This is a genomic window from Nocardia fodinahabitans, assembly GCF_052983615.1.
Genome location: NZ_JBRJJC010000001.1, coordinates 2,164,327 through 2,190,831, shown reverse-complemented (window position 1 = coordinate 2,190,831; position 26,505 = coordinate 2,164,327). Strand labels below are relative to the sequence as shown.

At 65.1% G+C, this 26,505-nt stretch carries 30 protein-coding genes; 15 read left to right on the top strand and 15 right to left on the bottom strand.

Annotated features, from left to right (window positions below):
* Nucleotides 1-86: 86 nt before the first annotated feature.
* The 4 genes from NV348_RS10240 to NV348_RS10225 form a co-directional block, all read right to left on the bottom strand.
* Nucleotides 87-491 carry a DUF302 domain-containing protein gene (locus NV348_RS10240; protein WP_447146843.1) on the bottom strand — a complete coding sequence of 135 codons (405 nt, stop codon included), beginning with the start codon at nt 489-491 and terminating at the stop codon, nt 87-89.
* Nucleotides 492-514: 23 nt separating this feature from the next.
* Complete coding sequence (locus tag NV348_RS10235) at nt 515-757, bottom strand: YgaP family membrane protein (RefSeq protein ID WP_447146842.1); 243 nt, start codon at nt 755-757, stop codon at nt 515-517.
* Between the two features lie 48 nt (nt 758-805).
* Nucleotides 806-1,072: a metal-sensitive transcriptional regulator gene (locus NV348_RS10230; RefSeq protein WP_447146841.1), complete on the bottom strand. Its 267-nt coding sequence runs from the start codon at nt 1,070-1,072 to the stop codon at nt 806-808.
* Between the two features lie 65 nt (nt 1,073-1,137).
* On the bottom strand, nt 1,138-3,285 hold the full coding sequence (locus NV348_RS10225; protein WP_447146840.1) for an MMPL family transporter: 2,148 nt from the start codon (nt 3,283-3,285) through the stop codon (nt 1,138-1,140).
* A gap of 278 nt (nt 3,286-3,563) precedes the next feature.
* Here NV348_RS10225 and NV348_RS10220 point away from each other — a divergent pair, with 278 nt between their 5' ends.
* The 10 genes from NV348_RS10220 (at nt 3,564) to NV348_RS10175 (ending at nt 11,096) form a co-directional block, all read left to right on the top strand.
* Nucleotides 3,564-3,956: an HXXEE domain-containing protein gene (locus tag NV348_RS10220; RefSeq protein WP_447146839.1), complete on the top strand. Its 393-nt coding sequence runs from the start codon at nt 3,564-3,566 to the stop codon at nt 3,954-3,956.
* 158 nt (nt 3,957-4,114) lie between these two features.
* On the top strand, nt 4,115-4,465 hold the full coding sequence (locus tag NV348_RS10215; protein WP_447146838.1) for a DUF3703 domain-containing protein: 351 nt from the start codon (nt 4,115-4,117) through the stop codon (nt 4,463-4,465).
* An 84-nt stretch (nt 4,466-4,549) separates the two neighbouring features.
* Nucleotides 4,550-5,206, top strand: coding sequence for a class I SAM-dependent methyltransferase (locus NV348_RS10210; RefSeq protein WP_447146837.1), 657 nt, complete (start codon nt 4,550-4,552; stop codon nt 5,204-5,206).
* A 758-nt stretch (nt 5,207-5,964) separates the two neighbouring features.
* Nucleotides 5,965-6,603, top strand: a complete 639-nt coding sequence (locus NV348_RS10205) for a DsbA family protein (protein ID WP_447150997.1) — start codon at nt 5,965-5,967, stop codon at nt 6,601-6,603.
* A 91-nt stretch (nt 6,604-6,694) separates the two neighbouring features.
* Entirely contained in the window at nt 6,695-7,228 is a 534-nt protein-coding gene (locus tag NV348_RS10200) for a vitamin K epoxide reductase family protein (protein WP_447146836.1), read from the top strand.
* Between the two features lie 126 nt (nt 7,229-7,354).
* Nucleotides 7,355-7,945 (top strand): TlpA family protein disulfide reductase, encoded by a 591-nt coding sequence (locus tag NV348_RS10195; RefSeq protein WP_447146835.1) that lies wholly within the window; start codon nt 7,355-7,357, stop codon nt 7,943-7,945.
* Nucleotides 7,942-8,595, top strand: a complete 654-nt coding sequence (locus tag NV348_RS10190; RefSeq protein WP_447146834.1) for a TlpA disulfide reductase family protein — start codon at nt 7,942-7,944, stop codon at nt 8,593-8,595. The genes NV348_RS10195 and NV348_RS10190 overlap by 4 nt, the downstream gene beginning before the upstream one ends.
* On the top strand, nt 8,592-9,395 hold the full coding sequence (locus NV348_RS10185; RefSeq protein WP_447146833.1) for a cytochrome c biogenesis CcdA family protein: 804 nt from the start codon (nt 8,592-8,594) through the stop codon (nt 9,393-9,395). The genes NV348_RS10190 and NV348_RS10185 overlap by 4 nt, the downstream gene beginning before the upstream one ends.
* The gene (locus tag NV348_RS10180) at nt 9,392-10,123 is read left to right on the top strand and encodes an AraC family transcriptional regulator (protein ID WP_447146832.1); all 732 of its coding nucleotides are present in this window, start codon (nt 9,392-9,394) and stop codon (nt 10,121-10,123) included. Before NV348_RS10185 ends, NV348_RS10180 begins: the two co-directional genes overlap by 4 nt.
* A 52-nt stretch (nt 10,124-10,175) precedes the next feature.
* A complete protein-coding gene (locus tag NV348_RS10175) occupies nt 10,176-11,096 on the top strand; it encodes a sterol desaturase family protein (protein WP_447146831.1) in 921 nt (306 codons plus the stop codon).
* Nucleotides 11,097-11,118: 22 nt separating this feature from the next.
* Here NV348_RS10175 and NV348_RS10170 read toward each other — a convergent pair whose 3' ends face one another.
* The 4 genes from NV348_RS10170 to NV348_RS10155 form a co-directional block, all read right to left on the bottom strand.
* Nucleotides 11,119-11,901: a M23 family metallopeptidase gene (locus tag NV348_RS10170; protein WP_447146830.1), complete on the bottom strand. Its 783-nt coding sequence runs from the start codon at nt 11,899-11,901 to the stop codon at nt 11,119-11,121.
* 162 nt (nt 11,902-12,063) lie between these two features.
* Nucleotides 12,064-12,465 (bottom strand): Rieske (2Fe-2S) protein, encoded by a 402-nt coding sequence (locus NV348_RS10165; protein WP_447146829.1) that lies wholly within the window; start codon nt 12,463-12,465, stop codon nt 12,064-12,066.
* Nucleotides 12,462-13,646 carry a ZIP family metal transporter gene (locus NV348_RS10160; protein WP_447146828.1) on the bottom strand — a complete coding sequence of 395 codons (1,185 nt, stop codon included), beginning with the start codon at nt 13,644-13,646 and terminating at the stop codon, nt 12,462-12,464. The genes NV348_RS10165 and NV348_RS10160 overlap by 4 nt, the downstream gene beginning before the upstream one ends.
* On the bottom strand, nt 13,646-14,686 hold the full coding sequence (locus NV348_RS10155) for a multicopper oxidase domain-containing protein (protein ID WP_447146827.1): 1,041 nt from the start codon (nt 14,684-14,686) through the stop codon (nt 13,646-13,648). The genes NV348_RS10160 and NV348_RS10155 overlap by 1 nt, the downstream gene beginning before the upstream one ends.
* Before the next feature lie 140 nt (nt 14,687-14,826).
* Between NV348_RS10155 and NV348_RS10150 the strand changes: the two genes are divergently transcribed.
* Nucleotides 14,827-15,750, top strand: coding sequence for a cation diffusion facilitator family transporter (locus tag NV348_RS10150; protein WP_447150996.1), 924 nt, complete (start codon nt 14,827-14,829; stop codon nt 15,748-15,750).
* Nucleotides 15,751-15,769: 19 nt separating this feature from the next.
* On the opposite strand, the gene NV348_RS10145 is transcribed toward NV348_RS10150, so the two are convergent.
* The 6 genes from NV348_RS10145 to NV348_RS10120 all read right to left on the bottom strand — a co-directional run bounded on the left by NV348_RS10145 (nt 15,770) and on the right by NV348_RS10120 (nt 20,214).
* Nucleotides 15,770-16,402 (bottom strand): DUF305 domain-containing protein, encoded by a 633-nt coding sequence (locus NV348_RS10145; RefSeq protein ID WP_447146826.1) that lies wholly within the window; start codon nt 16,400-16,402, stop codon nt 15,770-15,772.
* Between the two features lie 59 nt (nt 16,403-16,461).
* Entirely contained in the window at nt 16,462-17,223 is a 762-nt protein-coding gene (locus NV348_RS10140; protein ID WP_447146825.1) for a thioredoxin-like domain-containing protein, read from the bottom strand.
* Nucleotides 17,220-18,221 (bottom strand): cytochrome c oxidase assembly protein, encoded by a 1,002-nt coding sequence (locus NV348_RS10135; RefSeq protein ID WP_447146824.1) that lies wholly within the window; start codon nt 18,219-18,221, stop codon nt 17,220-17,222. The genes NV348_RS10140 and NV348_RS10135 overlap by 4 nt, the downstream gene beginning before the upstream one ends.
* Before the next feature lie 25 nt (nt 18,222-18,246).
* Nucleotides 18,247-18,771 (bottom strand): copper resistance CopC family protein, encoded by a 525-nt coding sequence (locus NV348_RS10130; RefSeq protein ID WP_447146823.1) that lies wholly within the window; start codon nt 18,769-18,771, stop codon nt 18,247-18,249.
* A 142-nt stretch (nt 18,772-18,913) separates the two neighbouring features.
* Nucleotides 18,914-19,663, bottom strand: a complete 750-nt coding sequence (locus NV348_RS10125; RefSeq protein ID WP_447146822.1) for a M56 family metallopeptidase — start codon at nt 19,661-19,663, stop codon at nt 18,914-18,916.
* A 188-nt stretch (nt 19,664-19,851) separates the two neighbouring features.
* Complete coding sequence (locus NV348_RS10120) at nt 19,852-20,214, bottom strand: BlaI/MecI/CopY family transcriptional regulator (protein ID WP_447146821.1); 363 nt, start codon at nt 20,212-20,214, stop codon at nt 19,852-19,854.
* A 402-nt stretch (nt 20,215-20,616) separates the two neighbouring features.
* Between NV348_RS10120 and NV348_RS10115 the strand changes: the two genes are divergently transcribed.
* The 4 genes from NV348_RS10115 to NV348_RS10105 all read left to right on the top strand — a co-directional run bounded on the left by NV348_RS10115 (nt 20,617) and on the right by NV348_RS10105 (nt 25,925).
* Entirely contained in the window at nt 20,617-22,884 is a 2,268-nt protein-coding gene (locus NV348_RS10115) for a SulP family inorganic anion transporter (RefSeq protein ID WP_447146820.1), read from the top strand.
* Nucleotides 22,885-22,959: 75 nt separating this feature from the next.
* Nucleotides 22,960-23,433: a hypothetical protein gene (locus tag NV348_RS36490; RefSeq protein ID WP_495885068.1), complete on the top strand. Its 474-nt coding sequence runs from the start codon at nt 22,960-22,962 to the stop codon at nt 23,431-23,433.
* 87 nt (nt 23,434-23,520) lie between these two features.
* A complete protein-coding gene (locus tag NV348_RS10110) occupies nt 23,521-24,663 on the top strand; it encodes a PLP-dependent cysteine synthase family protein (RefSeq protein ID WP_447146819.1) in 1,143 nt (380 codons plus the stop codon).
* Entirely contained in the window at nt 24,660-25,925 is a 1,266-nt protein-coding gene (locus NV348_RS10105; protein WP_447146818.1) for an MFS transporter, read from the top strand. Before NV348_RS10110 ends, NV348_RS10105 begins: the two co-directional genes overlap by 4 nt.
* Here the strand turns inward: NV348_RS10105 and NV348_RS10100 are convergent.
* Complete coding sequence (locus tag NV348_RS10100; protein WP_447146817.1) at nt 25,915-26,466, bottom strand: VldE C-terminal domain-containing protein; 552 nt, start codon at nt 26,464-26,466, stop codon at nt 25,915-25,917. The two genes, NV348_RS10105 and NV348_RS10100, sit on opposite strands and share 11 nt — an antisense overlap.
* Nucleotides 26,467-26,505 lie beyond the last annotated feature (39 nt).

Genomic DNA, 26,505 nt, shown 5'->3' with positions numbered 1-26,505 from the left:
ATCCGGACCGTCGTCACCGCACGAAATCACCGTGCGGCCCCGCAGGCGGTGCTCGGGACCACCTTTGCCCCACGTAGAAGGCGTGGTCAGGCGTTGCGGTCGAGGGCCGCGAGCGCGGCGGTCAAGCGGGTGGTGGCCTCTGCGGCGACGGGACGGAGTTGTGGGTCGCCGGTGACTTCGACCATGAGCTCGGGGTTCATCGCTTCGACGCGGATCAGGCCGGGATCGTCGCGGTCGCGGCGCACCACGACATTGCAGGGAAGCAGTAGGCCGATCTGGCGGTCGATGTCGACTGCCCGGTGTGCCAGCGGCGGGTTGCAGGCGCCGAGAATGCGGTAGTCCTCCATGTCGTGGTCGAGTTTGGCCTTCAACGTGGCTGCCATATCGATGTCGGTGAGCACACCGAATCCTTGCTCGGCCAACGCAGCGCGCACAGCGTCCACGGCGTCGTCGAAGCCGATACGCAGCGTGGTCGACAGGGCGAGTTCCATTTGGGTCATCCTTTCGGTGAGTGTCAGGTCCGGTCAGGTGGGCAGGTACCGGAGGCGATCCCGGCGCGGCGCATGAGCAGCGTGGCCGGGCACCAGCCCACGGCGCTGTAGAGCAGCAGGTTCGTGCCGACCAGCGTCGGCACGATCAGCCACCACTCCGAGATCGTCGCGGCTGCCGCCGTACCGACGAGAACCAGAATCCCGGCCAGGAGTGGCACCAGCCGGGCAATGGCCCAGCCGCGACGATCCAATGGTGAGGTAGGCATGAATCTCCTTGTCGGGCCGGCCCTACGTCCGGGGTGGGTCACCGCGGATCAGGCGAGGGCGAGAAACAGTTTTTCGAGTTCGGCCACGGTCAACGGGTCTCCGGAATCCTTTGAGGCATCCAGGCATTCACGTAATCCAGTGGCGAGGATCTTGAACCCGGCCCGGTCCAGGGCGCGGGAAACCGCCGCGAGCTGGGTGACCACGTCCTTGCAGTCACGACCCTGCTCGATCATGGTGATCACCCCGGCGAGCTGACCGTGCGCGCGGCGCAGCCGGTTGAGAACCTGATTGATGCTGTCTTCGTCGCCGACCACGGTGTCCTCCTTGATAGCCATCCGAAAAACTCACTATACCCCCTGGGGTATATGACTATGGCGTGTCAGTGGTGGGCGAAACTGATCCGTGGCAGGACTCGGCGCAGCCAGGCCGGTGACCACCAGGCAGCACGGCCGGTGAGACGCAGGATGACCGGAAGTAGGACCAGCCGCACGATCAGGGCATCCAGCAGCACGGCGACACCGAGGATGATGCCCATTTCCTTCGGGGGCAGCGGTTCGGCGAGGGCGAAGGTGAAGAACACCGCGACCATGACCGCCGCCGCGGCGAAGATCACGCGTCCGGAATGGACCAGCCCTTCCACTGCCGCGGTCCGGGCGTCGCCGGTGTGTTCGAACTGTTCTTTGGCGCTGGCCAGCAGGAACACGGTGTAGTCCATCGCGATGGCGAAGATCATGGCGAAGAAGAACACCGGTCCCCAGCCGTCGAGGAACCCCTGGGGAGTGAGGCCGAGCAGCCCCGCGCCGTGTCCGTCTTGGAAGATCAGCTTCGCCACACCGAATGCCGCGGCGGTGGAGCCGAGGCTGACCAGTGTCCCCAGCGCGGCGATCAGCGGAGCTTGCAACGCGACCAGCAACAACACGAAGCCCAGCACCAAGATCACCGAGACGACGATCGGCAGGTAGTCGTTCAGCGCCTGCTGCAGATCCAGGTTCTCCGCAGGCGCGCCGCCGACCATGGCCTGGCCGGGCAACCGGTCCCGCAACCCGTCGAGCACCGTGCCCATGCGTTCGTCGGAGGGATCCATAGCTGGCAGGGCCAGCATCATGACCCACCCGGAACCGTCAACGGCCGGTTGCGCGGGCGTCACCATCGTGATCCCCGCGCCCGCTGCCGCCCCGGCGGTGCTGTCGGCCTGATCGGCGGGGGTGATGATCTGCAGTGCACCGGGCGAGCCCTCGCCGAGTTGACGTTGGACCAGTTCATAGCCTTGACGTACCGGTGCCTGCTCGGGCACCACTTGGATCGAGGGCATCGCCACCTTCAACCCGAGAACCGGCAGCGCCAGCACGATCAACGCTCCCGCCCCGGCGATCGCGAACGGCCACGGCCGGTCGTGTAGCAACTGTCCCCAGCGTGCGAACCGCGGCGAGCGGTGCTGCTGACGGGTCGCATACGGCAGCGCCGCAGCATTGATCCGCTTGCCGAGCGCGCCCAGTGCCGCTGGCAGCAATGTCAGTGTCGCAATCAGAACAAACGTGACCGCGAGCATGATCCCCACCGCCATCGTCCGCACCGCCGGGGCCGGGACCAGCAGTACCGCCGAAAGGCTCACCAGCACAGTCAGACCCGACAACACCACGGCCTTGCCTGCGGTGGCCATCGTCTCGGCGACCGCGCGGCGCGCATCGGCGGTCTTGCTCAGCGCATCACGGAACCGGGCTACCATGAACAGCGCGTAGTCGATGCCCAGCGCGAGGGCGAACATCATCGCGAAGTTCATCGCCCACACCGAGATCGGGGTCACCTGATTCAGCAATACCAGGCCGCCGGCCGAAGCCACCAGCCCGGCAACAGTCAACAACAACGGTAACCCCGCCGCGACCAACGAACCGAACGCCAGGACCATGATCAGCAGCGTTACCGGCCACGAGAACAGCTCCGCTTGAATCATCGCGTCGTGGTTGGCCTTGTTGAAATCACTCCACAACGCCGAAGCGCCGGTGGGATACACCTCGACACCGTCACCCGAGAGCCCGGTCAATGCCGCCTTGTGCTCGTCGACCGCACGCACCATGTCATCGGCCGACGCGTTCGCCCCCGCGATAAGAACTCCGGTATGCCCGTCCGGGCTGATGCTCATCCCGGGTTGCGGCGCTATCACCGCCCCGAACCTGGAGTCACCGGCGAACACCGCCGAAGCCTCATCCAGCACCGCCTGCACCTGCGGGTCGGAGACCTGCGCGGTATCGGAGTGCACCACCACTTGCACCGCCGCCGAGGAATTACCGCCGAAATGCTGCTGAGCCAACTCCCGGACCTGTACCGATTCCGAACCGTTGGCCTGCCATCCCGCACCGGCTAACGAGCTGAAGACACTCGGCGCCACGGAACCCAGTGCGACGAGCACCATCAGCCACACCCCGACCACCACCCGGGCGCGACCGGCCATCACTGACCCCAGCCGGGCCAGTGACCCTGGCCTGCTGGGCTCAGCCGTGCTCGGCGGCTGCACCGTTGTCTCCGTCATGTTCTTCCGCCTTTCGAGTGCTACTCGATCTTCAGGAGGTCATATACCCAGGGGGGTATCTCTCGTCTTGGAAGACGATACCCCATGGGGTATGTGTCGAAGGGTTGGTCGATGTCGCCTCTCTCTGGGAGGGTCGACCCGCCGTGGGAATCTCGCTCTGAACGTGAGCACGGCTGACGCGCGAAAGTGTGCCCGCGCCCGGGTGTCTAAAGGGTCGCGAATCACGGCTCGATCAAATATAGTCATATTCGCATGTATAGACGAATGAGGAGATCTCGATGGCTGATACGCTCGAAACCCGCCCGGATACCGCTGTGGCACTGGATCTTTCGAAATTTCGACCCTTGATGCTGTGGGCGCCGTTCGTTGTCTTCGTGGTGCACACCCTCGAGGAGATCCCGGGGTTCGCCGCCTGGACGAGCTTGCATTTCGCACCGCTGACCACGGAGGCATTCGCGCTCAGCCATATCCCGCTGATCTTGTTGGTCTTGCTGTGCTCCTGGCAGGCGACGCGACCTCGGGCGGCATCCGGGTGGGTCGTGATCGCAGTGGCGTTGCAGTGGCAGTTCGCAGTCAACGCCCTGTTCCACCTCGGCGCTGCGGCTTGGTTCGGTGACTATTCACCCGGAATGGTCACCGGCGCCACGGTCGCGCTGCCGGAGCCACGCTGATGCTGCTCACGTGGGTGCGCCGCGAAAGTGTGCTCACCGCAACCCAACTCGCCGCCGCGATCGCGATCGGCTCGGCCATCGCTGCGGCCGCGATCAGCGTGTTGTTCCTCGGCTGACGCACGAGGCCACCACAACCTCACCCAGGAAAGGACGACTGCATGTCCCGCTTGCCCGCCCCAGCCCGTGCCCGCTACTTCGACGAGATGCGCGCCGCTGCCACCGTCGCAGACCCCGACCGGCGCTGGACCCATCTCGAACGTGCTCACATCTTGTCTCAGCCGGACCCGTGGCTGCACACCCGAAATCATGTCGCGATGTTGGCTCTGGCGGTGCGGCAGCGCGATCGTCGCGAGGCAGTCGGCCAAGTCGTGCGGATCATCGTCGCTGCGCCTGGATCCTGGTCGGGACACTACCCCGAGGGCAACACCGGCCGCGCGAGAGTCGGCCTACGCCAACCCATGCCGACCCCACCGGACCTGAACGCTCTGCTGCACCCCGCCGCCACCTAGAGAATCAGGGGTTTCCCCGATAGTGGCTGTGCAAGTTACAGCGCAGACTTGGACCCACCGTTTCGGCCATCGAACAGAGGCATCATGCAGCAGCCGAGTATCGACCGCATCGCCGCGGTCTTCGACAGAAATGCCACACGCTACGACCGCCAGATCGGGGCGTTCGAGCGGCTGGTGCTCGGTGACGCGCGTGGCTGGGCTGTGAGTCATGCCAGGGGCCGGGTCCTCGAACTCGCCGTGGGCACAGGGTTGAATCTGCCCCGCTACGGCGGCGAGGTCGAGCACGTCATCGGCGTCGACATCTCCCAAGGAGTGCTCGATATCGCCGAGCAGCGCCCCCACCGCCCGGACCTGGCGGTACAGCTTCGTCTGGGCGACGTGCAGGACCTGGACGTGCCTGACGCGAGCGTCGACACCGTGGTGTCGACCTACAGTTTCTGCACGATCCCCGACCCGGGACGTGCCTGTGCGCAGGCTTACCGAGCCCTGATCCCGGGCGGAGTGTTCGTGCTCGCTGAGCACGGGCCGTCGACCTCCGCACCGGCGCGGCTGTTGATGCGAGTAGCCGAGCCGATCAGCGTCCGGTTCGGCGCCGACCACCTGCTGCGTGACCCGATTCCCTACCTGGAATCCGCCGGATTCGTGATCACCGAATCGCGGCGCAGCGGGCGCGGGGGAATTACGTTCCGGGTCCTGGCGCACAAGCCTGTCGAAGAACGCGTAAACGCCCACCACGAGTAGTCGGCTGATCGCCTCCATGGCGCGGTCCGCAGTCGGCCTGGGGCGATCTCGAGTTATCTACTACCCTGGCGGCGTGCAGAGTCGGCATCGTGGTGTAGCCGTGCGAGTGGGACTCGCGCGGTTGATCGCGGTGTTAGCGGCTCTGGTGGGGCTGGCCATGATGCAGACCTCACCGTGCGCGGATGAGGTTCGCGCCTTCGGTCACGATATTCGATGCTCGACCGCGGGTCTGGTCGCGAACGCTGTCACGGATGTAGGGGCGGCGACGTCGGCGTCGGAGGTGGTTGGGGACCTCGAAGCTGGCGCTGATCTTCTCGGCAGCGCCATGCTGGAACCGGTGGCTCCCGTCGGGGCGCTCGGTCTGTGTCTGGTTCTACTTCTGAGCGTGTTACTCGCCGTGACGTGGCCAGCGCGTGCCCGCCCGATCCTGCTCGCACCAGCACGCGCGGGACCGCATCCGGTGATCATCCAGCGGCGCTGCAATGCGCCCAGTTTGGCCATGCTCTGCGTGTTGCGCACATAGAAGCGCGGCAGTCTCAACGCGTCCGCAGATTGCCGGTGAACACCTCCCGACAGCGCCGACGCGTTCTTTCCGGAGGCAGTTGCCTGCTCGCGACCGAGTCGCGTTCGCAGCACGGCACCATGCCCATCCCCATTGTCCAACAGCGACGGGGGACTCCTGTCGCTGGCATGAAGGATCAGAGATGTCGCAGAAGCAGAGCAAGACCGGCGAAGCCACTCGCCGAAAGAGAAATTTGATGATCTCGGCGGCGATCGTTGCCGTCTTCCTCGTGGTAGCCGCGGTGATCGTCGCGATCAACTCCGGCTCCGACAAGGACCAGCCGGTCGCGGGTGCCGGAACGGAGAACCTGCTCGTCCGCGACAACAGTCACCGGGCCGGGCCGGCCGGTGACGGCAAGGTCACGCTGGTGGAATTTCTCGACTTCGAATGCGAGGCCTGCGGAGCGGCGTTTCCCTTCGTGGAGCAACTGCGCGAAACCTACAGCGGTCGAGTGACATTCGTCGTGCGCTACTTCCCGATTCCGTCGCACTTCAACGCCGAACGTGCGGCGCGGGCGGTGGAAGCCGCCGCAGGGCAGGGTGCGTTCGAAGCGATGTACAAGAAGATGTATGAAACGCAGACCGAGTGGGCCGAGCAACGTGTTCCGAAGGATGACGTCTTTCGTGGCTACGCCAGCGAACTCGGGTTGAACATGACCCAATGGGACAACGCCTACAACGATCCTGCCACCCTGCAACGGATCAAGGACGACGTCGCCGACGGCCGAACCCTCGGGGTTCAGGGCACACCCACCTTCTTCCTCAACGGCGCCAAGCTCCAACCGCGATCCGCCGAAGACTTCATCGAGGCCATCGATGCCGCACTCGCCAAGTGAGGCAAGCATTTCCACGCAGACGAGGGACCATCGCTCCCCGTTTCCACGGTTGTTGCCATGGCTGCTACTGAGCGGTGGTCTGCTCGGCACGGTGGCCGCGAGCGTGCTCACCGTGGAGAAAATGGCGCGATTGCGAAACCCTGACTATGTACCGAGCTGCAGTCTGAACCCGATCGTGTCCTGCGGGTCTGTCATGGACAGCCCGCAAGGAGCGGTGTTCGGGTTCCCCAACCCTGTGCTGGGAATCGCCGGGTTCGCGGTCGTCACCACCGTCGGCGCCGGGCTGTTGGCCGGAGCACAGTTCCGGCGCTGGTTCTGGCTGGGATTGCAGGCCGGTGCCAGTTTCGGCGTGGTGTTCGTGCACTGGTTGATCTACCAGACGCTCTACAGCATCGGTGCCCTGTGCCCCTACTGCATGGTGGTCTGGGCGGTGACCATCCCGATCTTCGGTTACGTGACCGTGCGCAACGTGGTTGTCGGCGACCTTCCCGTCCCTGCTGCCGCGCGTCGACTCGCTGACGTCGTGGCCGACGGCTACCACGGGGTGGTGCTCACAGTCTGGGCCCTCGCCATCGTTGCGTTGATCGGCATCCGGTTCTGGAGTTACTGGAGCACGCTGCTGTGAATGCCGCGGATCCGCACCTCAGCACCTATCTACTACGATAAGTAGTAGATAGGGTGCTGAGTTATGAAGAAGGGATCACACGTGCAGCCGAGAGCTCGATGGCTTGTCCTTGTTCTTGTCGTGATCGTGGCACTGATCGTGGCGATCTGGCCACGATCGACCTCGGCCGAGACCAGTTTCGCGGAACCTGGCGTGACGCGAGATGCGGTCTCTGGCTCCGCTGCTGTTGCTCCAGAGGGCACCCGAGCAGGTGCGGCCCTGCTGACGCGGTGCCCGGCCCCCGCGGTCTCGCAACCCGCCGACGTGCGCCTGAGCGGTGTCTTGGCGCGGTGCCTCGGGTCTACCGTCATGGTCGACCTCGGTGCTGCGCTGAGCGGTGAACCGACCCTGATCAATCTCTGGGCATCCTGGTGTGGGCCGTGTCGAGAAGAGATCCCTGTGCTCGACGCTTATGCCAATGAGCCCGGTTCAGTCCGCGTGGTGGGGATCAATGTGCAAGACAACCCCGTCGCTGCCCTGGAGTTGTTGACAGGGTTGGGTGTCGGCTATGCGTCGTTCGTCGATTCCGGCGACGTGCGCAAGGTGTTGTCCGCGCCCCCGGTGTTGCCGCTGAGTTTCCTTGTCCAGCCGGATGGTTCGGTCGAGCGGATCACCACACCAGCCGTGTTCGACAACCCCGGCCAGATTCGGGCCGCGATCAGTGAGGTGACCCGATGATCGAGCAACAAGGTACGCGAGTATTCCCACGATCCACCCCGACACGAGGTCGGCATCCGCGGTGGATCAGGGTGCTCGTCCTGTGTGCATGCTTGGAGATCGCTGTGACAGGTTGCGCTTCCGGCTCGGATTCGGTCGCCACCGGCGGTGGCACATTCGATTTCGTCTCACCGGGTGGGCAGACCGACATCTTCTACGACCCGCCGGACAGTCGCGGGCAGATCGGGGCCCTGTCGGGGCCCGATCTCATGGCCGAGGACAAGGTTGTGTCGGTGGCCGACTACGACGGGCAAGTGGTGGTGATCAACTTGTGGGGTCAATGGTGTGGGCCGTGCCGAGCTGAAGCCGACGACCTCGAACGCGCATATGCGGCCACCAAGGATATGGGGGTGCAGTTTCTGGGAATCAATGTCCGCGACCCCCAGCGTGACAAAGCGCAGGATTTCGTCATTGACTACAAGGTCGGCTATCCGTCGATTTATGACCCCTCGATGCGCACGCTGATCGCGCTCGGCGGCAGCTATCCCACCAGCGTCATCCCTTCTACCCTGATCCTGGATCGACAGCACCGGGTAGCGGCGGTGTTCCTGCGTGCTCTGCTGACTGAGGATCTGTTGCCGGTGATCGAACGTGTGGCGGCAGGACGATGACGGCGCTCGCCCAGGGGATCGGCACCAGTTTTCAGACCGCCGCCGCGACCGGGCCGCTGCTGCTCGCGCTCGCCGCCTGCATGCTCGCCGGGCTGGTTTCGTTCGCCTCGCCGTGTGTTGTGCCGCTGGTTCCCGGATATCTGTCCTACCTCGCTGGCGTTTCCGGTGCCACTACCTCACCCGCGGGCGGAGACGAGCCGGGCTCTGCCGGAGACCGTTGGCGCGTGGCCGGCGCGGCGGCGTTGTTCGTTGCCGGATTCACCGTCGTCTTCGTCCTTGCCACGGCGTCGGTGTTCGGGGTGATCGGAGCGTTGCGGCTCAACGAGGATCTGCTCCAACGCATCGGCGGAGTGATCACGATCGTGATGGGGTTGGCGTTTGTCGGGCTCATCCCGGCGCTTCAGAAAGACACCCGCTTCTCCCCGTTGCGGATCTCCTCGCTAGCCGGAGCACCCCTGCTCGGGGGAGTGTTCGGGTTGGGGTGGACGCCATGTCTGGGACCGACTCTCGCGGGGGTTCTTTCGGTCGCGGCGGGAACTGAGGGCACGACCGCCGCTCGTGGCGTGTCGTTGATCGTCGCCTACTGCGTCGGGCTCGGATCACCGTTCATCGTTCTTGGCTTCGGCTCCGCGAAAGCCCTGCGGGGTGTCGGGTGGTTGCGCCGATATTCCCGGGCAATTCAGATCGCCGGTGGTGTCATGCTGATCTTGGTGGGCGCGGCGCTGGTCAGCGGTGCGTGGGCGGTGTTCATCGGTTGGCTACGCAACGAATTCGTCACCTCGGTCGTGCTGCCGATATGACGTTGCGCTGGCTCGGCGGCGTTGTCATGACACCAGGTCTGATGGCGTTCACCGGCGACATCGGTGACACCGCAGCCCATTCGCACGCCGCCGTGCAGGTCTTGCTTGTCACTTCCGGCGAGGTGAGCTTGATCGATGCGGCCGGGCGCGAGGCGCGCGCGGAGTGGGCGATCATTCCACCCGGTGCCCGGCATGAGGTTCGAGCCGGTCCTGCAACCAAGGGATTCATCGCTTACCTCGATTCCGCCGACATCGTCGGCCGCGCAGCCCTCGCCCGCTTGCGTGGACTGCCTCCCGATGAGGTGATGAGCTGGATCGTTGCTGCCACGCCTCGCAGCTCTAGGGTTGCGGCACTGGGGAATTCGGTGAATCGCTCACCGATTCGATCGTCGCATCAGGTGGTGACGCGAGCGATGCGTTTCGCCGCTGAGTCGGCGGGCGGGCCGCCGTCGCTGGGTGATCTCGCCGCGGCTGTCGCGATGTCACCGAGTCGGTTGTCACACTTGTTCGGCGAGCACGTGGGGTTGCCGTATGCGGCGTGGCGACGCTGGACTCGCCTGCAGTTGGCGGTCGGCACCGTGCGCGCGGGAGGAACATTGACCGAAGCCGCCCACGCCGCGGGTTTCACCGACAGCGCCCACCTGACCAACACCTGCCGCGACCTGTTCGGTATCACCCCCACCGAAGCGCTCATCGCCTCAGGCTGGCGGGGACCGCCCGCGACGTAGGTCAGTCGATTTCTACAAGCTCACATGATGGTGTTGGGGCGAACCTGAATTCATGTCAAAGATCACTCGACCTCTCATCCGTTACGGCTACGTACCGGCGATGCTGCTCGGCATCAACGGCGCCGGGATCGCCGTGGCCGCGGGCGGTGCGAACAAAGCCTGGCTGCTGGCGCTGCTGGTTACTGCGATCGCCTTGTCGTTCGCCGCGGAACGCTTGTTGCCCTATCAGGCCGACTGGAACAGCCCGCACGGCGACACCGGCCGCGATACCACCCACGCCTTCGTCAACGAAACGCTGATCCTTGCCAGCGTCGCCGCGATCCCCGCCTTGGCCGCGTTTGTGCCTGGCGACGGAATATGGCCGGGCAGTTGGCCGTTCGTTGTCCAGGTGCTGGTCGCGATACTGGTCGCGGATCTGGGCATCACCATGGCTCACTACGCCAGCCACAAGATCGCGGTGCTGTGGCGGTTCCACGCCGTGCACCACAGCGTTACCCGCTTCTACGGACTCAACGGCCTGATGAAACATCCGCTACACCAAACCATCGAGATGACCGCTGGTGTCACCCCGCTGTTATTGGTCGGGATCCCGGTCCCCGTGGCCGCTGCGCTGTCGCTGGCCGTCGCGGTGCAGTTGCTGCTGCAACACTCCAATGCCGACTACCGCGTCGGCCCGATCAGACACATCTTGGCCCTCAACGAAGGCCACCGCTTTCACCACTTGAAATGGGCAGGGATCGGCGACGTCAACTTCGGCCTGTTCACCCTGATCTGGGACCACATCGCGCGCACCTACAGCTACGATCCCGCTCGCCGATTCAGCAGCACAGATCTCGGCATGGCTGCCAAACCCGACTACCCCATCACCTACCTGGCCCAACTCGGTGAGCCGTTCACTCGCCATGGCGCATGCCAGTTCACCGGCGAGACCACTGGAACACCCGATCCGGTCGAACAGGTGAGAACAGCCTGATCGCTACGCGGCCGCCCGACGATCAGTCGCTGCCCCAACGCTGTTCGGTGATAACGCCGTTGCCCGCCAGCCAGGCGACGGGGTCGATCTTGTTGCTGTTCTGGTCCCAGATCTCGAGATGCAGGTGGGGGCCGGTGGATTGACCGCGGTTGCCGACGGCCGCGATCACGTCACCGGCGTTCACCCGGTCTCCGGCTTGCACGTAGTACTCGTTGATGTGGCCGTAGACCGCGATCGTGCCGTCGTCCTGCTGCACGCGCACCCATTGGCCGAACCCTGACGCCGGGCCTGCTTCGATCACGGTGCCGCCCATCGCGGACTGGATCGGAGTTCCCAGCGCGTCGGCGATGTCGACACCGTAGTGGAACGCTCCCCAGCGGCTGCCGTACCCGGAGCTGATTTCACCACCGACGGGAAGCACGGCGGATGCGGGTGCCGCGGCGGGCGGTGTGACCGCGGAAGGGATCGCTTGGAGGTCCTTGATAATCTGCTCGGCCTGCGCGAGTGGTCCAGCGAGTTCGACCGGGAGACCCGCCAGGCCGAACGGTGCCGCGACAGGAGCCGGGGAGGGAAGGTCGACCGAGTCGGAAATCCCTTCGGCACCAAGGTCTGTGGACGCCATCGCGGGCGTGGCCTGGGCAACCGTGCCGAGCAGAGCCCCAGCGGCGACCGCTACGCCTGCCATTCCCTTGAACCTGTCCGTGGAGTCGGTGGCCAGACGGTGCTTGGCCCGGGGTTCGTCGGTGACGCCACCGAGCAGTTCCTTGACAGTGATGGAACCGGAGGTCATTCGATGGTGCGGCACAGCTGGGTCCTAACGTCGATCAGAGTGGTCGTGATGCGGTCGAGTTGTAGGTGCGTAACGTCAACTGCCTGCGACGACGTGACACAAACTGTACCTGGTCGTGACCAATTTGCGACCATATTGGAGCCAGGCCATGACCCCGCAATATCCGCGAGCGAGGGGTCACTGCACCGTCAGTGTGTCGCCTTGCACGGTCACGGTGAGCTCGGCCAGCGGTTCCCGAGCCGGGCCCTTGGCCACGGATCCGTCGGCGAGTTTGAAGGTGCTTCCGTGGCACGGGCACTTCATGACATCCCCGGCGATATCGGTGACACTGCACCCCTGGTGGGTGCAGATCGCCGAAAAGGCCCTGTACACCCCGGCGCTGGGCTGGACGACCACGATCCGATGTTCGGGAAATGCTGTGGCGCCGCCGACTTCGACGCGGCTGGCCGGAATTCTGGCCGGTTGTCTTTCTTGGTCGGCTCGTCCGGTGGCACACCCGGTGGCGACGATCGCGCAGACGGTGCAGCATCCGGCGATGGCGGTTCGGCGGGTGATCGCCGTGGTGGGTTCGGTGCTCATCCGGCCACCAGCAGCCCGGTCGCGTACATCGTCAGCATGCCCACACCGATCCCGGCGAGGGTTCGGGCGCTGACCGAGGTGGTACCCGGTTCACGCAGGCTCGGCGCGATCTGCACGATGACCTGGACGATGGCGCCGACACCGATACCGAGCAGCAATGCCGACAGCTCGGGGTTGTTGGCACCGGCACCGATGACCGCGCCCACGATGGCGGGAGCTCCGGCGATCAACCCCAGTCCGAGCAGCCTGAGCAGCGGTGGCCGCCGCTCGGTCAGCGGTGCGACGACAGCCAAGCCTTCGGTTGTGTTCTGGATGGTGAAGCCGATAACCAGAAAGGCGCCGAGCGCGAGTTCGCCCACTGCGTAAGCGGATCCGATGGCGAGCCCTTCGCCGAGGTTGTGCAAGCCGATACCGATCGAGATCATCAGCGCCAACCGCAAGCCACTGGCGCGTCCACTCGCGGCGGCTTGCTGCCTGCGGGTTCGCAGCCAATGGTCGATCGCGGTCAGCGTCAAAAAGGCCAGTGCCGCACCGAGGACGACGAGTTCCGCACCGCCGAACGGGCTTCCGGAGGCGCCTGCCAGCTCGAAGCCTTCGCTGGTGCCCTCCCAAGCGAGAAACGCCAACAGTCCAACGGTGAAAGCGAGCAGTACCCGCACCGTTGCTCCACCGACCGTGCGCAGGAACGGCAGGAACAACATCCCGAGCACCACGGGAATGATGCCCACATAGGTGCCGAGCAAGGCCATCAACCCGAAGAACGACGCTCCCGCCTGCGGGGTCTGCACCGCGGCGGCGATGTCGTGTTCGATCACCAGCCCGGTGGAGGTCAGCATCGAGATCTTGTAGGGCTGACCGTCCTGCCAGGGATAGTCCAAGCGGAACTGCGCGGACCGCAGTCGGCCGATTTCCTCGACCGGCCCGGTGAAATCGACGTAGGCGTCGTTGACGAAGATCTGCCCGATACTGATCGGATCGGCGCCGGTGTTGCGGATGTCGAGCTCGATCGAACCAGGTTGCAGTACAACGCGTTCGACGCCGATCTCCTCGATCGGGGGGCCGGTTCGTTCGGGCAGGCTCCGTCCACCGACGAAGGCGAGGCCGGCCAGCGCGAGAATCAGCAGCACGCCGGTGCCGAGCCCGAGGGCCCAGGCCGGTTTGCGGGTGTCGGGAGTACTCATCAGTCACTCACCTCGAAGAACCCCATCCAGCCCAGTTCGGCGAACTCGGTTTTGTGGGCGTGGAACATGTACTTGCCCGGATGCGGAAAACGCATCTCGCAGATCCCGCGCTGGCCTTGCCCCTGCACGATCGTGTCGGTGAATTCCGAGGACTGTAGCCGGGTGCCGGTGGGGTAGTAGTCGAAGAAGTTGCCGTGCACGTGGAAGCTGTTGATCGGGTCGTATTCGAGCACGTTGACCAGGTAGATCCGGACGAGTTCGTTGCGTTTCACCCGCACCGGTTCGTGCATGTAATGGAACGGGATCCCGTTGACCGCGTAGAGCTGGTTGCCCTCGCCGTCGAAGGTGGTGTTGTACCCGTGCATGACCATGACCATCTCGTCCGCGGGCGGTCGCGGGGTGGGCGGGTCGACGATGAACGTGCCATACATTCCGCGGGCGATGTGCTCGGCCAACGGGCCGACGTGACAGTGGAAAAGGTGCAAGCCGAACGGGGTCGCGTCGAACTCGTAGGTCGTGGACTGTCCCGGTTCGATGATCCCGGCGCCCAGGCCTGCGATGCCGTCCATCTCGGCCGGGTGGATCCCGTGGAAGTGCAGGGTATGCGGATGCTTCGAGCCGTTGCGAAAATGCACCCGCAGCAGTTCACCTTCCCGGCAGCGCAGGGTCGGGCCGGGGATGCGCGCGTTGAGCGTCCACGCCGGGAAGGTGACACCCGGTGCGACCTCGATGTCCTCGTCGCTGGCGTAGACCTCCCACTCGCGCAGGGTCCGTCCGTCGGGCAGCCGCGTGGTTTTGCCGTAATCGAAGTCGCGCAGCACCTGGGTTGGATTGAATCCGTTGGCATCATGATCGACGGCCTGGCCGATCCGGAAGGTCGGTCCGCTGGCGCCCCCGCCATGGGAGCCGCTGTGTCCGGACGTGGGCTGCGCCTGTGCTTTTGCCGGTGACGCGTCGAGCACTGCCCGCCCGGCGAGCGCCAGACCGGCGCTCCCTGCCAGCGCGCTACCCAACAGGAATCGGCGGTTCGGTTCACTCATAACCTGAATAGTTTGGCACACCGAAAAAATTGATTCAATAGGCCGAAGTTCAGAGGTGCTGACGGCCCGGCCGTTGCATTAGTTGCTACATGCGCATGTTAATATGTATTGAACGGGCCGGTTCGTCGGAAGGGTTCATGATGGGGCACAGCCACGACCACGGGGTCTCGGCGACGGAGGCGACCAGCGCTTCCAGCAAGTACGTATGGCGGTTGGCGATAGCGATCGGGCTGGGCCTGATCACCTTCATCACCCAACTCCTGGTGGGTCTGTCGACCTCGTCGCTGGCCCTTTTGTCGGATTCCGCCCACGTTTTCACCGATGTATTCGGTGTCGCCATGGCCTTGGTCGCGATCTTGGTCGCGCGCCGCACTGTGCGCCGCAACGATCGATCGTTCGGGATGTATCGCGCCGAGGTCCTTGCCGCGTTGTTCAACGCGGTCCTGCTGTTCGGTGTGGCGATGTGGGTGCTCTTTGAAGCTGCCGGGCGTCTGTCGGACCCGCCGGAGGTGCCGGGTCTGCCGGTCGTGATCGTGGCGATCGTCGGTCTCGCCATGAACGTGGTGGCCATGCTGGTGCTGCGCAGCGGCGCGAAGGAAAGTCTCAACGTGCGCGGCGCGTACCTGGAAGTCATGGCCGACATGCTCGGGTCGATCGGCGTGCTCGTCAGTGGATTGGTCACCTTGATGTTCGGGTGGCGCTACGCCGACCCGATCATCGGTGTGCTGATCGGGCTTTTCGTCTTGCCGCGGGCCTACAACCTGGGCAAACAGGCCCTGCGAATTCTGTTCCAGCACGCCCCGACCGGCTTGGACGTCACCGAGGTCAGCACAGCACTGCACGGCGTCGACGGCGTGCAGGAAGTGCACGACCTGCACGTCTGGACCCTTACGCCGGGTATGGAAGTCGCATCGGCACATCTGGCGATCGATGATGCCGCTGACCCCGACGCGGTGTTGAGCGCGGCCAAGCACCTGCTGGCCGACTCGTTCGAGCTTCATCACGCCACCCTTCAGGTCGAGCCAGCCGGCATGGCCGAGGACTGCAGGAAGCAGTCCTGGTAGGTCGGGGGTGTCCATGAACTCAGTTCATCGGCAGTGTGGGCGCGCCGCGTTGGGCGAGCATGTCTCGCAAGGCCTGCGATTCTGCGGTCTGCGCGTCATCGATCTGTCTGGCCAAGTTCGCGACTGCCGGGACCGTCGCGGTGTCGCGGGCCGCGCGCGCCATCATCACGCCGCCTTCGTGGTGGCGCAACAACAGCTGCAGATACAAGGTGTCGAAGGCGGTACCTCGGGCTCTGCGTAGTTCGGTGAGTTCTTCGGTTGTGGCCATCCCCGGCATTCGCATCGATTCCTGCTCGGGCATCTGATGGTCTGACCCTGGCGTGTGCGAGTCCGCGCGGCTCATCCACAGCATCGGTTGCTCAGCCGAGACCGGCCGATCCCACAGCATCAGCCAGCCGCGCATCATCCCCAATTGGCTCTGCTGGCTTGTCATGACGTCGAAGGCCAATGTCCGCGCCGCGGGGTCGACCGCATGCTCCAACGCTGTCGCAGACATCTCGACCGCTTGATTGTGGTGAGTCGCCATATCCTGGGCGAATCCCACCTCGATGACACCGAGCGGCATGTCCGGGGTATCCGAAGTGACGATGCCGCGCATCCAGAACCCGGCGAGCAGACCCACGATCAGCGTGGCGGCCAGTATCGCGGCCATGATCGATCCGGATCGGGACCGTCCAGGTGTGGTGGACGCAGGTCTGGTCGGCTCAGCTGTCACCGAGGGCCTCCGGAAGGATCGGTGGATCCGCCGCCGGTGGGAGCGAGCGGAACGGCGTCGGGGCCCGGCGGGGTGGGATCGAACGGCGGCGGTGCGTCGGGATCGAAACCCGCTCCCGAAGTGGCGCAACTGGCACCCGGCTCGGGGTGAGTGTTGGGGTTTTGCCGCAACGCGGTGACGAATCGTGCGATCCGGGGGTCTTCGGCGCTGTCGAGCTGGAGCTGGTGGCCCCAAGACTGCAGCGTCACAGGCGAATCCAGATCCGGATAGGGCGACATGAACATGTAGGGCTTGCCGTCGACCTCGGCTTGCAGGGTCGCGATGTCGTCGGCGTCGAGGCGATCGGCGTTGTAGGTGATCCAGATGGCTCCATGTTCGAGCGAGTGGACAGCGTTCTCGCTGCGAATCGGGTTGGTGTAGACCTCGCCGGTACAGGTTGCCCAACTCTGATCGTGGGGTCCGCCGAACGGTGGGGTCTGGTCATAGGCGACTCGCTGGGTCGCCCGCACATGATTGCCCGCCGGGTATTGCTGCTTGGTCACTCCGTCGATGAGGTCGGAGGGGTCGGGTTGACTGCTGCCGGGAACGTAGCGCTGGGCTTCGGTGAACTCGCGATACTTCGGCACGAAGTGCCAGCCGAGCCCGGCCACCAGCACGATGATGGCGGCCGCGGCCCCGATTACTGCCCACGGCGGCTGCCTGCGGCCGACGTTGCCGACAACGGGCCTCTTTCGTGTACGGCTGGACTTCTTGCTCATGCGGTGTTCCTTCGTGCTGTCGAACCGGCAGGGGTGGGACGGCCGGTCGCGTGGAGGTCTTTGAGGAAGGCGTTGTAGGCCGCGAGATCGCTATCACCGACTTGATCGGCGCGGTGATCGGCGACGGCGTTCTCGCGCTGTTCGTCACGGCGCCAGCGAATCGCGAAGACGATGACCACGACGAGTGCGACCGGCTCGCCGTAGGACCACGCCAGCGCACCGGCGAGATATTGGTCCCGCATCGCGTCGATGCCCCAGTCCGGTGGCGGAGTAGCGAACAGTTCGACCAACGGGGTGGTGGCCATCATCAGAATGACGCCGAAGAACACGTGCAGCGGCATCTCCACGAACAGGTCGAAGAACCGCCCGAGGTTGGTCTGACGGATAGGAAGTGGGCCGACCGACAGGATCGGCACGATGAATAACAGGCCACTGAGCAGGAAGAACAACTCGAGCGCTTGGTGGCCCACGACCGTGGACCCGACCGTGTCGAAGACCGGTGTCAGATAGATCCCGTAATAGCTGAACAAGAACAGGGGAATGGTGAACCCGGGATGGAGCAGCAATCGTGCTGTGCGGCTGCGCAACCCGGTGACCGCCACGGCGAGCACAAGTCGGCCGAGGCCGTGGTGTGGTGTCGCGCGAAGCAGCATCAGGCCAGGGCAACCCCAGACCAACAGCGGCGGGATCGTCATCGACAGCGTCAAGTGCTGGAACATCCACACGCTGAACAGGTGGTATCCGTAGCCTTCGATACCCAAACCGGTCGTCGCGGCCAGCAGTAGGCAACCGCCGAGGAAGCACGCGGTACGCCACCACGGCCAGGGACGTCGCAACCGGCGCAGCCGCGCGAGACCGACCAGATAGATGATCGCCGCCGCGCACGCCAGCGCGGGAAGCAGGGGAATCGGCTGGGGATACCACGCGAGCATCGATCCGATCGATGGTGGTGCGTCCGGCACCTGGATCGAGGTATCGAGCAGCTCCGAGATGGTCATGGGTGACGAGTCCTAGGAGCGGGCCTCAGCGCTTGGATCGCTTGCCTGCGCGCAGCGTCACGACGGCACCACCGATGACGAGCACGGCCAGCACTCCTATCAGAGGCCACGGCAGCCCATCCGACGATGAAGAGGTAGCCGAAGAATCACCAGCCGCGGCAGACTCTGGGCCCGATGGCGAATTCGTCTTCGCCTCGGTCGGAGTCGTGGACACCGCGGTGTAAGTGAATTCGTAGGACCCGGTGATGGGATGGCCGTCATCGGAGACGACCCGGTAGGCCACGGTGTACTGCTGTGGCGGCATCGTTGGACTGACAGCGACGCGCACTGTCTTGCCCTCGACCTTGGACACCTGGGCGGCCCAACTGGTGCCACCGGAATCGGTCAGGCCGACGTTGGCGAATTCCGCCCCGATCTCCTGATTGAACGTCAATTCGATCAGGGTTAGGGGAGTGTCGACGGTGGACCCCGCGGCTGGAACCGAACTGTCGAGCTTGCTGTGTGCCTGGGCCGGGCCTGCTATCAGCGCCGACCCCAGCGCTGTCAGCATCGCGACAACGACACTACGTCGAATCATTCCCCGGCCTCCGGATTGTGCGCGTTCCGCGGAGGCATTCGTCGCCGCGCGACGCCGTCGGTGACCCGGCGCCGTCAACTATGCTACATAGTCGACGGCGAGCGTCCAGTCCTGGTCAGAACATGACCAGGCACGCGATTGCGGCGCAGGCGAGCATCCCGGCCGGTGCGGCGGTCGCGGCGACGATCGGAGACACTCCCATCGCCATCCATCGCGACGAGCGCCGCGGTAGTTTCGAGCTCTCCAGTCGGCGCAAACGTTGCTGCAGGACCTGTCCACCCAGGGAGAGGGTGGCAGAAGGCTCATTACTGGTCGAGGCGGCGACTACGCGCAGGGCCGACCGGATCGTCGCGGGGCTGGTGGCGGCCGCGGCGGAGTCGTCGGCGGCGAACTCGGCCAAGGCGGCGACCGCTTTCGGCGCACTCGCGAACAGTGGAATCCAGGGCAGTGCCGCAGCCAAGACTTCACAGCTTCTGATCAGGCGATGGTGGCCACCGCGCAGATGGGCATACTCATGCGCCAGGACCGCGCGCCGCTCGCCATCGTTGAGCTTGCTGGCCAATCCTTCGGTGGCGACGATCATCCCGGGACGGCCGTCGACGCTGTATGCCATGGGCTTGGGATGGTCCAGCCACATCACCGGCACATCCTCACCGCCGCGACGAGCCACCACACTGACCACGTCGCGGTGGTAGGCGCGCACGCGAGCTCCGGCCCGAGCATGCCGCCGTGCGCTGGCCGCGACCCGAATGCCGAGGCCGGCGACGACTATCAAGACCACGACCGTCAGCGGATCGGCCAGCCAGCCGGGCACCGAGTGAACGACGCGGGTCAGACACTGCGCCGCGGCCTCGGCGACGACCACGCCCGGTGCGTGTCCAGGCCAGAGCGCTGCCGCTACCGCCACGCCGGCGAGCCCGACGGCCGAACACAGGCAGATCAGCCAGGACGCGACCGCGGCGCGAGGCGTCATCGTTGGTGTGATGCGTTGCAGCACGCCCGGCGCTGCCACACACAACAGCGCCGCCGCCCACGCCGCACCCAAGGCGACGATCATTTCTTCGATCGCTTCGGGGGGCGGGTGCGCCCGCGGTGGAACGCTTCGGATTCGGCCTCGGTCACGATGGATGCCAGATGCAGCAGCACCGACTCCGGGTCATTGCTGGAGTCGATGATGCCGCGCACAACCTCGGCGGTGGCTTCGGCCCGCGAGCGTGTGGGCCGGTAGAGGTATGCCCGGCGGTGCATCACTCGCACTACCCACTCCTTCTCATGGAGGTGAGTCAAGACCGTCAGGATGGTGGTGTAGGCGTAGGGATCGGGAAGGCGCCCCAAGATGTCGCGCACGGTGAGCGCCTCGGAGGTGCTCCATAGTACGTCCATCACGCGGGCTTCCAAGGTGCCCAATCCGTTCATCGCCTGCCCTTCCTATGCGCGCCGTTCACTAGTGCGGTGCAGACGCCATCGATCAACTATCGCTGATCGTCGACGGGCCATCCACAGTGCCCGCGATCCAGATCTACGCCTAACTAAGTACTATGCAACATAGTTGATCCTGAGAAGTGACTTAGAGTTAGCTGGATTGTGACGTGGGCAACGGTTTTCGACGCCGCGGCGGCCCTATGGTTCCGGTCGTGCCGTTCGTCCCCTCATCAGGTTCAGGCACATGCCCGACGGGCCCGATGACTTCCCCCGGCAGGGAACCATCGCCCGTCGGGTCCTGAGGAAGCGTTCGGCGCTGTACCGATCCCGCTCTGAACTTCGACCCTCGACGGCAGACCGTCGGCGGCCCAGACCACACCGGTGGAGGAAACAACCATGTCCCAGGCCGAGGCGCCCGAGCGCGCAGGCGACCTACAAGGATCACCACCTCAACTCGGCGATCGGCTTCGTGGCGTGTTGCGCCATGATCTGCCCGCATCAGTGGTGGTGTTCCTGGTCGCGTTGCCGTTGTCTCTGGGTATCGCGATTGCCTCCGATGCGCCGATCATGGCCGGCCTGATCGCTGCGGTCATCGGCGGCATCGTCGCAGGTGCGGTCGGCGGCTCGCCGATGCTCGCCAGCGGTCCGGCCGCGGGACTGACCGTTGTTGTCGCCGAGTTGGTCGCCAAGTTCGGGTGGCAGGTCACGTGCGCGATCACCGTCGCCGCGGGAGTGCTGCAGATTCTGTTCGGGCTCAGTCGAATTGCGCGTGCGGCGTTGGCGATTTCCCCGGTGGTCGTGCACGCCATGCTCGCCGGAATCGGCATCACGATCGCGCTGCAGCAGGTGCATGTACTACTTGGTGGAACATCGCGAAGTTCGGTGTGGCAGAACCTCAGTCAGCTGCCCACGCAGCTGACGCGCCTGCACTGGGGTGATCTGGCGATCGGGCTCATCGTCATCGTGACGTTGCTGGCGTGGAAGAAGGTGCCTGGCGCATTGGGTCGTGTCCCCGGTGCGCTGGTCGCTGTCGTTGCCGCGACCGTCGTGTCGTTGGTGGCGCCACTGGGCGTCGAACGGATCGTGATGAACGGGTCGTTGTTCGACGCGATCGCCTTGCCTGCGTTGCCCGATGGCAAGTGGTTGGCGGTAGCGACCGGCGTGTTGACCGTGGCGTTGATCGCGAGCGTGGAGAGCCTGCTTTCAGCGGTGGCGGTGGACAAGATGCATTCCGGTGCGCGCACTGATCTGAACCGCGAACTCGTCGGCCAGGGCACCGCGAATATCGCCTCCGGCATGCTCGGTGGGCTTCCCATCACCGGTGTCATCGTGCGCAGTGCGACCAACGTAGCCGCAGGTGCGAAAACCAAGGCATCGACCATCCTGCACGGTGTCTGGATTTTGCTGTTCTCTGTCCTGCTGGCTGGTGTCGTACAGCAGATTCCCAAAGCCGCACTCGCCGGACTGTTGATCGTGATCGGGATCCAGCTGGTCAAGCTTGCCCACATCCGCCTCGCACACCGCACCGGCGACTTGTGGGTTTACCTGATCACTGTGGCGGGAGTGATGTTCCTCAACCTCCTCGAAGGCGTCCTGATCGGCCTTGTCGTCGCGATCGCCCTCGTCGTCTGGCGTGCCGGGCGCGCGGACATTCACGCCGAGCCTGTCGGTGATGCGGATTCTCGGCGCTGGCGAGTTGTCATCGAGGGAACCTGCAGTTTCCTGTCGCTGCCCAAGCTCTCGAGCGCACTGGACTCCGTGCCCGAAGGCGCCGATGTGACGGTCGAACTGACCGTCGACTTCATCGACCACGCCGCAACCGAGGTGCTGCACGAATGGGAACGCCGCCACCGGGAAGGCGGCGGCACCGTCCTCATCGATGAACTCGGTTCCGACACACTCTCGGCCACCACGCAGGGCCCGCCCCAGCGGGCATCGTCTGCGCAGGCTCGAGGCCTGGAGCCGTGGAAAGCGTGGCAGAACACCGACACCGACCCGAAGGCGTTGCTGTCCGTCGGTCCTCTTCGACCCATGCTCGACGGGATCTCGCGCTATCACCGCCGCCACGCGCCTGTGGTCCGCGCCCACCTCAACGAACTGCGCGACAGCCAAGCCCCTACGTCACTGTTCCTGACGTGCGCGGATTCGCGGGTAGTACCCAATGTCATCACCCACAGTGGACCCGGCGATCTGTTCACCGTCCGCAACGTCGGCAACCTGATACCCGCCGATCTCGCCGACACCTCCGTCGAAGCGGCGCTGGCCTTCGCGGTGGAGGAGCTCACCGTCTCCTCGATCATCATCTGTGGTCACTCCGGTTGCGGTGCGATGGGTGCCCTGCTCGGCGACGCCCCGGTGTCACCGAGCATCCGCGAGTGGCTCGACCACGCCGAGCCCAGCCTGCACGCCTACCTCACCGGGCACCCGGTCGCCGCTGCGGCCGCCGCAGCCGGATTCGATGCGCGCGACCAGCTCAGCATCGTCAACGTCGCGATCCAAGTCGACACCGCACGTCGGCATCCGGTCGTGGCCGCCGCTGCGGCCACCGGGCAGGTGCACATCGCCGGATTGTTCTTCGACATCGCTACGGCCACCGTGTGGCACGTCGGAACCGACACAGTCGAACACCACGACGAGCTCACACCTGACACCGTGCACGTCTGACCGAGCATCGCATCGGCCGGGCTCGGGCGTCCATCGGGACGCCGGAGCCCGGCTCCGAGGAGGAATGGGCACGGCATGCCGCCGCGACAATGCGTCTGGCGTCTGCAAGATCACCACGGCGTACGATCGGTTGCCGTGTGGCACAGGGTGCGCGTCCCGGGCGTGTGGTGCGGCGCTGTGCTGTTCCTCGCTGGTCTCGTCCTGGCCCTGGGAATCGCGGACTGCAGACTGCTCGAAGCCCGCAACACGGCTTTTACCCCACATCACCACGCTGCGTCCTTGGCCGACCCCGGCAGTACTTTCGCCGAATCCGGTTGCAGCCACACCGATCTCGACGGTGCGACCCGTTGTCCGCACGGCGACCTCCGCATAGACGCGGTCCTGACCCGCACCGACGAGACCGCGCATCCGCCACTCGCGGCCGCAGACCTGCTGATCGGCACAGACCCCGCGCCGATGTCCCGGCTACGTGGACCACCGCATTCGAGCGCAGTTCGGGCTGACAGCGGAGCCGATCTTCTCCTCCAGAACTGTATTTGCCGTCGCTGACGGGCAAGCACCAGGCCGACACCGTCGCGGTGTCAGCCAGTGGTCGCGTCCTGATCGACACACTTGGCGAACAGAACGGAAGCCTTCATGGACGACGCTTTGCTCGACGATCTGCGAATCACTCCCGCCAACCTGCTCAGCACAGGGGCGCGGTGCCTCCGGCCCGATGCCCTGGTCGGAAATACCCCGGTGTTGTGGGTAGGCGCTCCACTGGCCCCACACGGGCGCGGGTTCTGGGCGAAACTCGAAGGGGCGAACCCCGGCGGAATGAAAGATCGGCCCGGACTGCACATGGTCGCCCGCGCCCGCTCCCGCGGCGAACTCCAGCCGGGGGCCCGGATCATCGAATCCACCAGCGGCACACTCGGATTAGGGTTGGCGCTGGCAGGCACCATCTTCCGGCATCCGGTCACCCTGGTCACCGACCCCGGTATGGAACCCCTGATGCGCAGCTTGCTCGCCGCCTACGGCACCCACATCGAACTCGTCACCGAGCCACACCCCGACGGCGGCTGGCAGCGGGCCCGCCGCGACCGAGTCGCCGAGCTTCTCGACGCCGACCCGACTACGTGGTGCCCGGACCAATACAACAATCCGGACAACGTCGACGCCTACGACTCCCTGGCAGTGGAATTGGTCGCGCAGCTGGGCCGCGTCGATGTGCTGGTGTGCTCTGTCGGCACCGGCGGACACTCCGCAGGTATCGCCCGGGTACTGCGCCGGTTCCATCCGCACCTGAAGTTGATCGGCGTCGACACGATCTCCTCGACGATATTCGGGCAGCCTGCGGGCACTCGCCTCATGCGCGGGCTCGGCTCGAGCATCTATCCCAGCAATATCGACTACAACGCCTTCGACGAAGTGCACTGGGTCGCGCCCACGGAAGCTGTCTGGGCGGCCCGCGCCCTGGCGAGCACCCACCACGCCACCGGCGGCTGGAGCGTCGGCGCCGTCGCCCTGGTCGCGGGCTGGGCAGCCGGGCACCACTCAGCCGACACCCGAATCGCCGCCGTCTTCCCCGACGGCCCGCATCGCTACTACGACACCGTCTTCAACGACGACTACTGCCACCAGCATGGACTGCTCGAGAACAACCCTCCGATCGAGCCTGCCTCCATCGGGCACCCCACCGATCGGGTCGTTCACACGTGGACGCGCTGCACCAACGTCGTCGACCCCCGTAAGTTGGAACCGATTGCACCACAGCATTTTTCGTGGAGCGTGCGATGATCGAACTCATCCGCGGTTTCGGCAGCTACAACAAGGTCACCCGCATGCTGATGATCAATCAGTTTGCGATCAACCTCGGGTTCTACATGCTGATGCCCTACCTGGCCGGCTATCTCTCCGGGTCACTCGGCCTCGCCGCCTGGACGGTCGGGCTGGTGCTCGGCGTACGAAACTTTTCCCAACAGGGAATGTTCCTGATCGGCGGAACCCTCGCCGACCGCCTCGGCTACAAACCGCTCATCGTCGCGGGCTGCCTGTTACGAACGGCAGGCTTCGGGCTGTTGGCCGTCGTAGAGACTCTGCCTGCCTTGCTGATAGCCTCCGCCGCAACCGGATTCGCCGGAGCACTATTCAATCCGGCAGTCCGCGCCTATCTCGCTGCCGAGGCAGGGCCACGCAGGGTTCCGGCATTCGCGATGTTCAACGTGTTCTACCAGGCCGGCATCTTCGCGGGCCCGCTGGTCGGGATCGCATTGATGGCGTTGGATTTCCGCGTCACCGCAGCAGTTGCGGCCGCGGTGTTCGCGGTGCTGACAATCGGACAACTGGCCGCACTACCGGCTGGTCGCAGCGCCCCTGCCGTCGAACGAGAATCAGTCTGGAAGGGCTGGACAAGGATTGCGTCCAACCGGCCGTTCATGTTGTTTGCGGTCGCCATGACCGGCTCCTACGTATTGTCGTTCCAGGTGTATCTGGCGTTGCCGTTGCAAGCCGACTACATCAGCGCCGGCGCCGCCGCCCCGCTGGTGGCAGCACTGTTCGTCATCAACGCGGCCGTCGCCGTCGCGGGTCAGCTTCGAATCACACGGTGGTTCAGCGATCGTTTCGGCAGCAGGCTCGGGCTGGTCATCGGCGTAGCCACCCTCGCAGCCGCATTCCTGCCACTGCTGCTGATTCCCGGAACCAGCCGCTTCGGATCTGCAATGGCAGTCGTAGCGCTGATGGTGTCGGCTGTCATCTTGGCGATCGGTAGCGCCGCAGTATTTCCATTCGAGATGGATACGATCGTCTCGCTGGCTGGTGACCGCTTGGTGGCCACGCACTACGGGTTCTACAACACCATCGTGGGAATCGGAATCCTGCTGGGCAATCTCGGGACGGGCGCATTGCTGGGCGCTGCCCACCGTGCCGGGCTTGAGGCACTGGCCTGGGCAGGGCTGATCGCGATAGGAGCGACCACCACGACGGCGCTCGGCCTGCTCAACAGATCCGGAGCACTCGGTAGAGCCGAATCCCACACCAAACCCCTGATCAGCACATGAGATTCGCTGCCCCGGACGAGGCGAACGAAACATGCACATGGTCGTAGTGATTCTGGGTCGGGCTACCACGGTCCTCCATGTACGACCACCCGCCGCCATCGTTGTAACGCTGCTGCCAGATCACGTAGTTGACGCCGAACCGCGCCTTGTTGGCCAGCACAAACGCAGCGATCGCATCGCCCTGGGCCGGATTCGGCGTCATGATGTCGAGCGCGAGACCAGCACCGTGATCACCGTCGTAGCGCCCCTGCGCGCCACCGATGTCGGAAATCCCGAACATCTGCTGCACCATGTTACTGACCTGCGCGACATGCGGCCGAGTGCCTTTCCACACTGTTCCGCACGGGGATTTCGCCTTGAGGGCAGACAGTTTCGCCTCTTCGTCGTCTGCGGCGACCGGGGGCAACCCCGGCGCCGGTTCCGGCGCGTCATGCGCCAGAATAGGCAGCGTATCGAACTCGATCGCCGTCGGCGCTTGCGGCGCAACCGCGCTTACCTGCTGCACCTCAGACCCGCTCGGCCGCAACGCCATCCAGATCATCGCGGGCACAGTTGCGGCGAGGCTGCAAACAACCAGGGA

Bases quoted from the DNA above. Each gene is read 5' to 3' on its own strand.
- NV348_RS10240 (WP_447146843.1), bottom strand. From the start codon at position 491: ATGGAACTCGCCCTGTCGACCACGCTGCGTATCGGCTTCGACGACGCC.
- NV348_RS10235 (WP_447146842.1), bottom strand. From the start codon at position 757: ATGCCTACCTCACCATTGGATCGTCGCGGCTGGGCCATTGCCCGGCTG.
- NV348_RS10225 (WP_447146840.1), bottom strand. From the start codon at position 3,285: ATGACGGAGACAACGGTGCAGCCGCCGAGCACGGCTGAGCCCAGCAGG.
- NV348_RS10220 (WP_447146839.1), top strand. From the start codon at position 3,564: ATGGCTGATACGCTCGAAACCCGCCCGGATACCGCTGTGGCACTGGAT.
- NV348_RS10215 (WP_447146838.1), top strand. From the start codon at position 4,115: ATGTCCCGCTTGCCCGCCCCAGCCCGTGCCCGCTACTTCGACGAGATG.
- NV348_RS10210 (WP_447146837.1), top strand. From the start codon at position 4,550: ATGCAGCAGCCGAGTATCGACCGCATCGCCGCGGTCTTCGACAGAAAT.
- NV348_RS10205 (WP_447150997.1), top strand. From the start codon at position 5,965: ATGATCTCGGCGGCGATCGTTGCCGTCTTCCTCGTGGTAGCCGCGGTG.
- NV348_RS10190 (WP_447146834.1), top strand. From the start codon at position 7,942: ATGATCGAGCAACAAGGTACGCGAGTATTCCCACGATCCACCCCGACA.
- NV348_RS10185 (WP_447146833.1), top strand. From the start codon at position 8,592: ATGACGGCGCTCGCCCAGGGGATCGGCACCAGTTTTCAGACCGCCGCC.
- NV348_RS10180 (WP_447146832.1), top strand. From the start codon at position 9,392: ATGACGTTGCGCTGGCTCGGCGGCGTTGTCATGACACCAGGTCTGATG.
- NV348_RS10175 (WP_447146831.1), top strand. From the start codon at position 10,176: ATGTCAAAGATCACTCGACCTCTCATCCGTTACGGCTACGTACCGGCG.
- NV348_RS10165 (WP_447146829.1), bottom strand. From the start codon at position 12,465: ATGAGCACCGAACCCACCACGGCGATCACCCGCCGAACCGCCATCGCC.
- NV348_RS10160 (WP_447146828.1), bottom strand. From the start codon at position 13,646: ATGAGTACTCCCGACACCCGCAAACCGGCCTGGGCCCTCGGGCTCGGC.
- NV348_RS10155 (WP_447146827.1), bottom strand. From the start codon at position 14,686: ATGAGTGAACCGAACCGCCGATTCCTGTTGGGTAGCGCGCTGGCAGGG.
- NV348_RS10150 (WP_447150996.1), top strand. From the start codon at position 14,827: ATGGGGCACAGCCACGACCACGGGGTCTCGGCGACGGAGGCGACCAGC.
- NV348_RS10145 (WP_447146826.1), bottom strand. From the start codon at position 16,402: ATGGCCGCGATACTGGCCGCCACGCTGATCGTGGGTCTGCTCGCCGGG.
- NV348_RS10140 (WP_447146825.1), bottom strand. From the start codon at position 17,223: ATGAGCAAGAAGTCCAGCCGTACACGAAAGAGGCCCGTTGTCGGCAAC.
- NV348_RS10135 (WP_447146824.1), bottom strand. From the start codon at position 18,221: ATGACCATCTCGGAGCTGCTCGATACCTCGATCCAGGTGCCGGACGCA.
- NV348_RS10130 (WP_447146823.1), bottom strand. From the start codon at position 18,771: ATGCTGACAGCGCTGGGGTCGGCGCTGATAGCAGGCCCGGCCCAGGCA.
- NV348_RS10120 (WP_447146821.1), bottom strand. From the start codon at position 20,214: ATGAACGGATTGGGCACCTTGGAAGCCCGCGTGATGGACGTACTATGG.
- NV348_RS10115 (WP_447146820.1), top strand. From the start codon at position 20,617: ATGTCCCAGGCCGAGGCGCCCGAGCGCGCAGGCGACCTACAAGGATCA.
- NV348_RS36490 (WP_495885068.1), top strand. From the start codon at position 22,960: ATGCCGCCGCGACAATGCGTCTGGCGTCTGCAAGATCACCACGGCGTA.
- NV348_RS10110 (WP_447146819.1), top strand. From the start codon at position 23,521: ATGGACGACGCTTTGCTCGACGATCTGCGAATCACTCCCGCCAACCTG.
- NV348_RS10105 (WP_447146818.1), top strand. From the start codon at position 24,660: ATGATCGAACTCATCCGCGGTTTCGGCAGCTACAACAAGGTCACCCGC.
- NV348_RS10100 (WP_447146817.1), bottom strand. From the start codon at position 26,466: ATGATCTGGATGGCGTTGCGGCCGAGCGGGTCTGAGGTGCAGCAGGTA.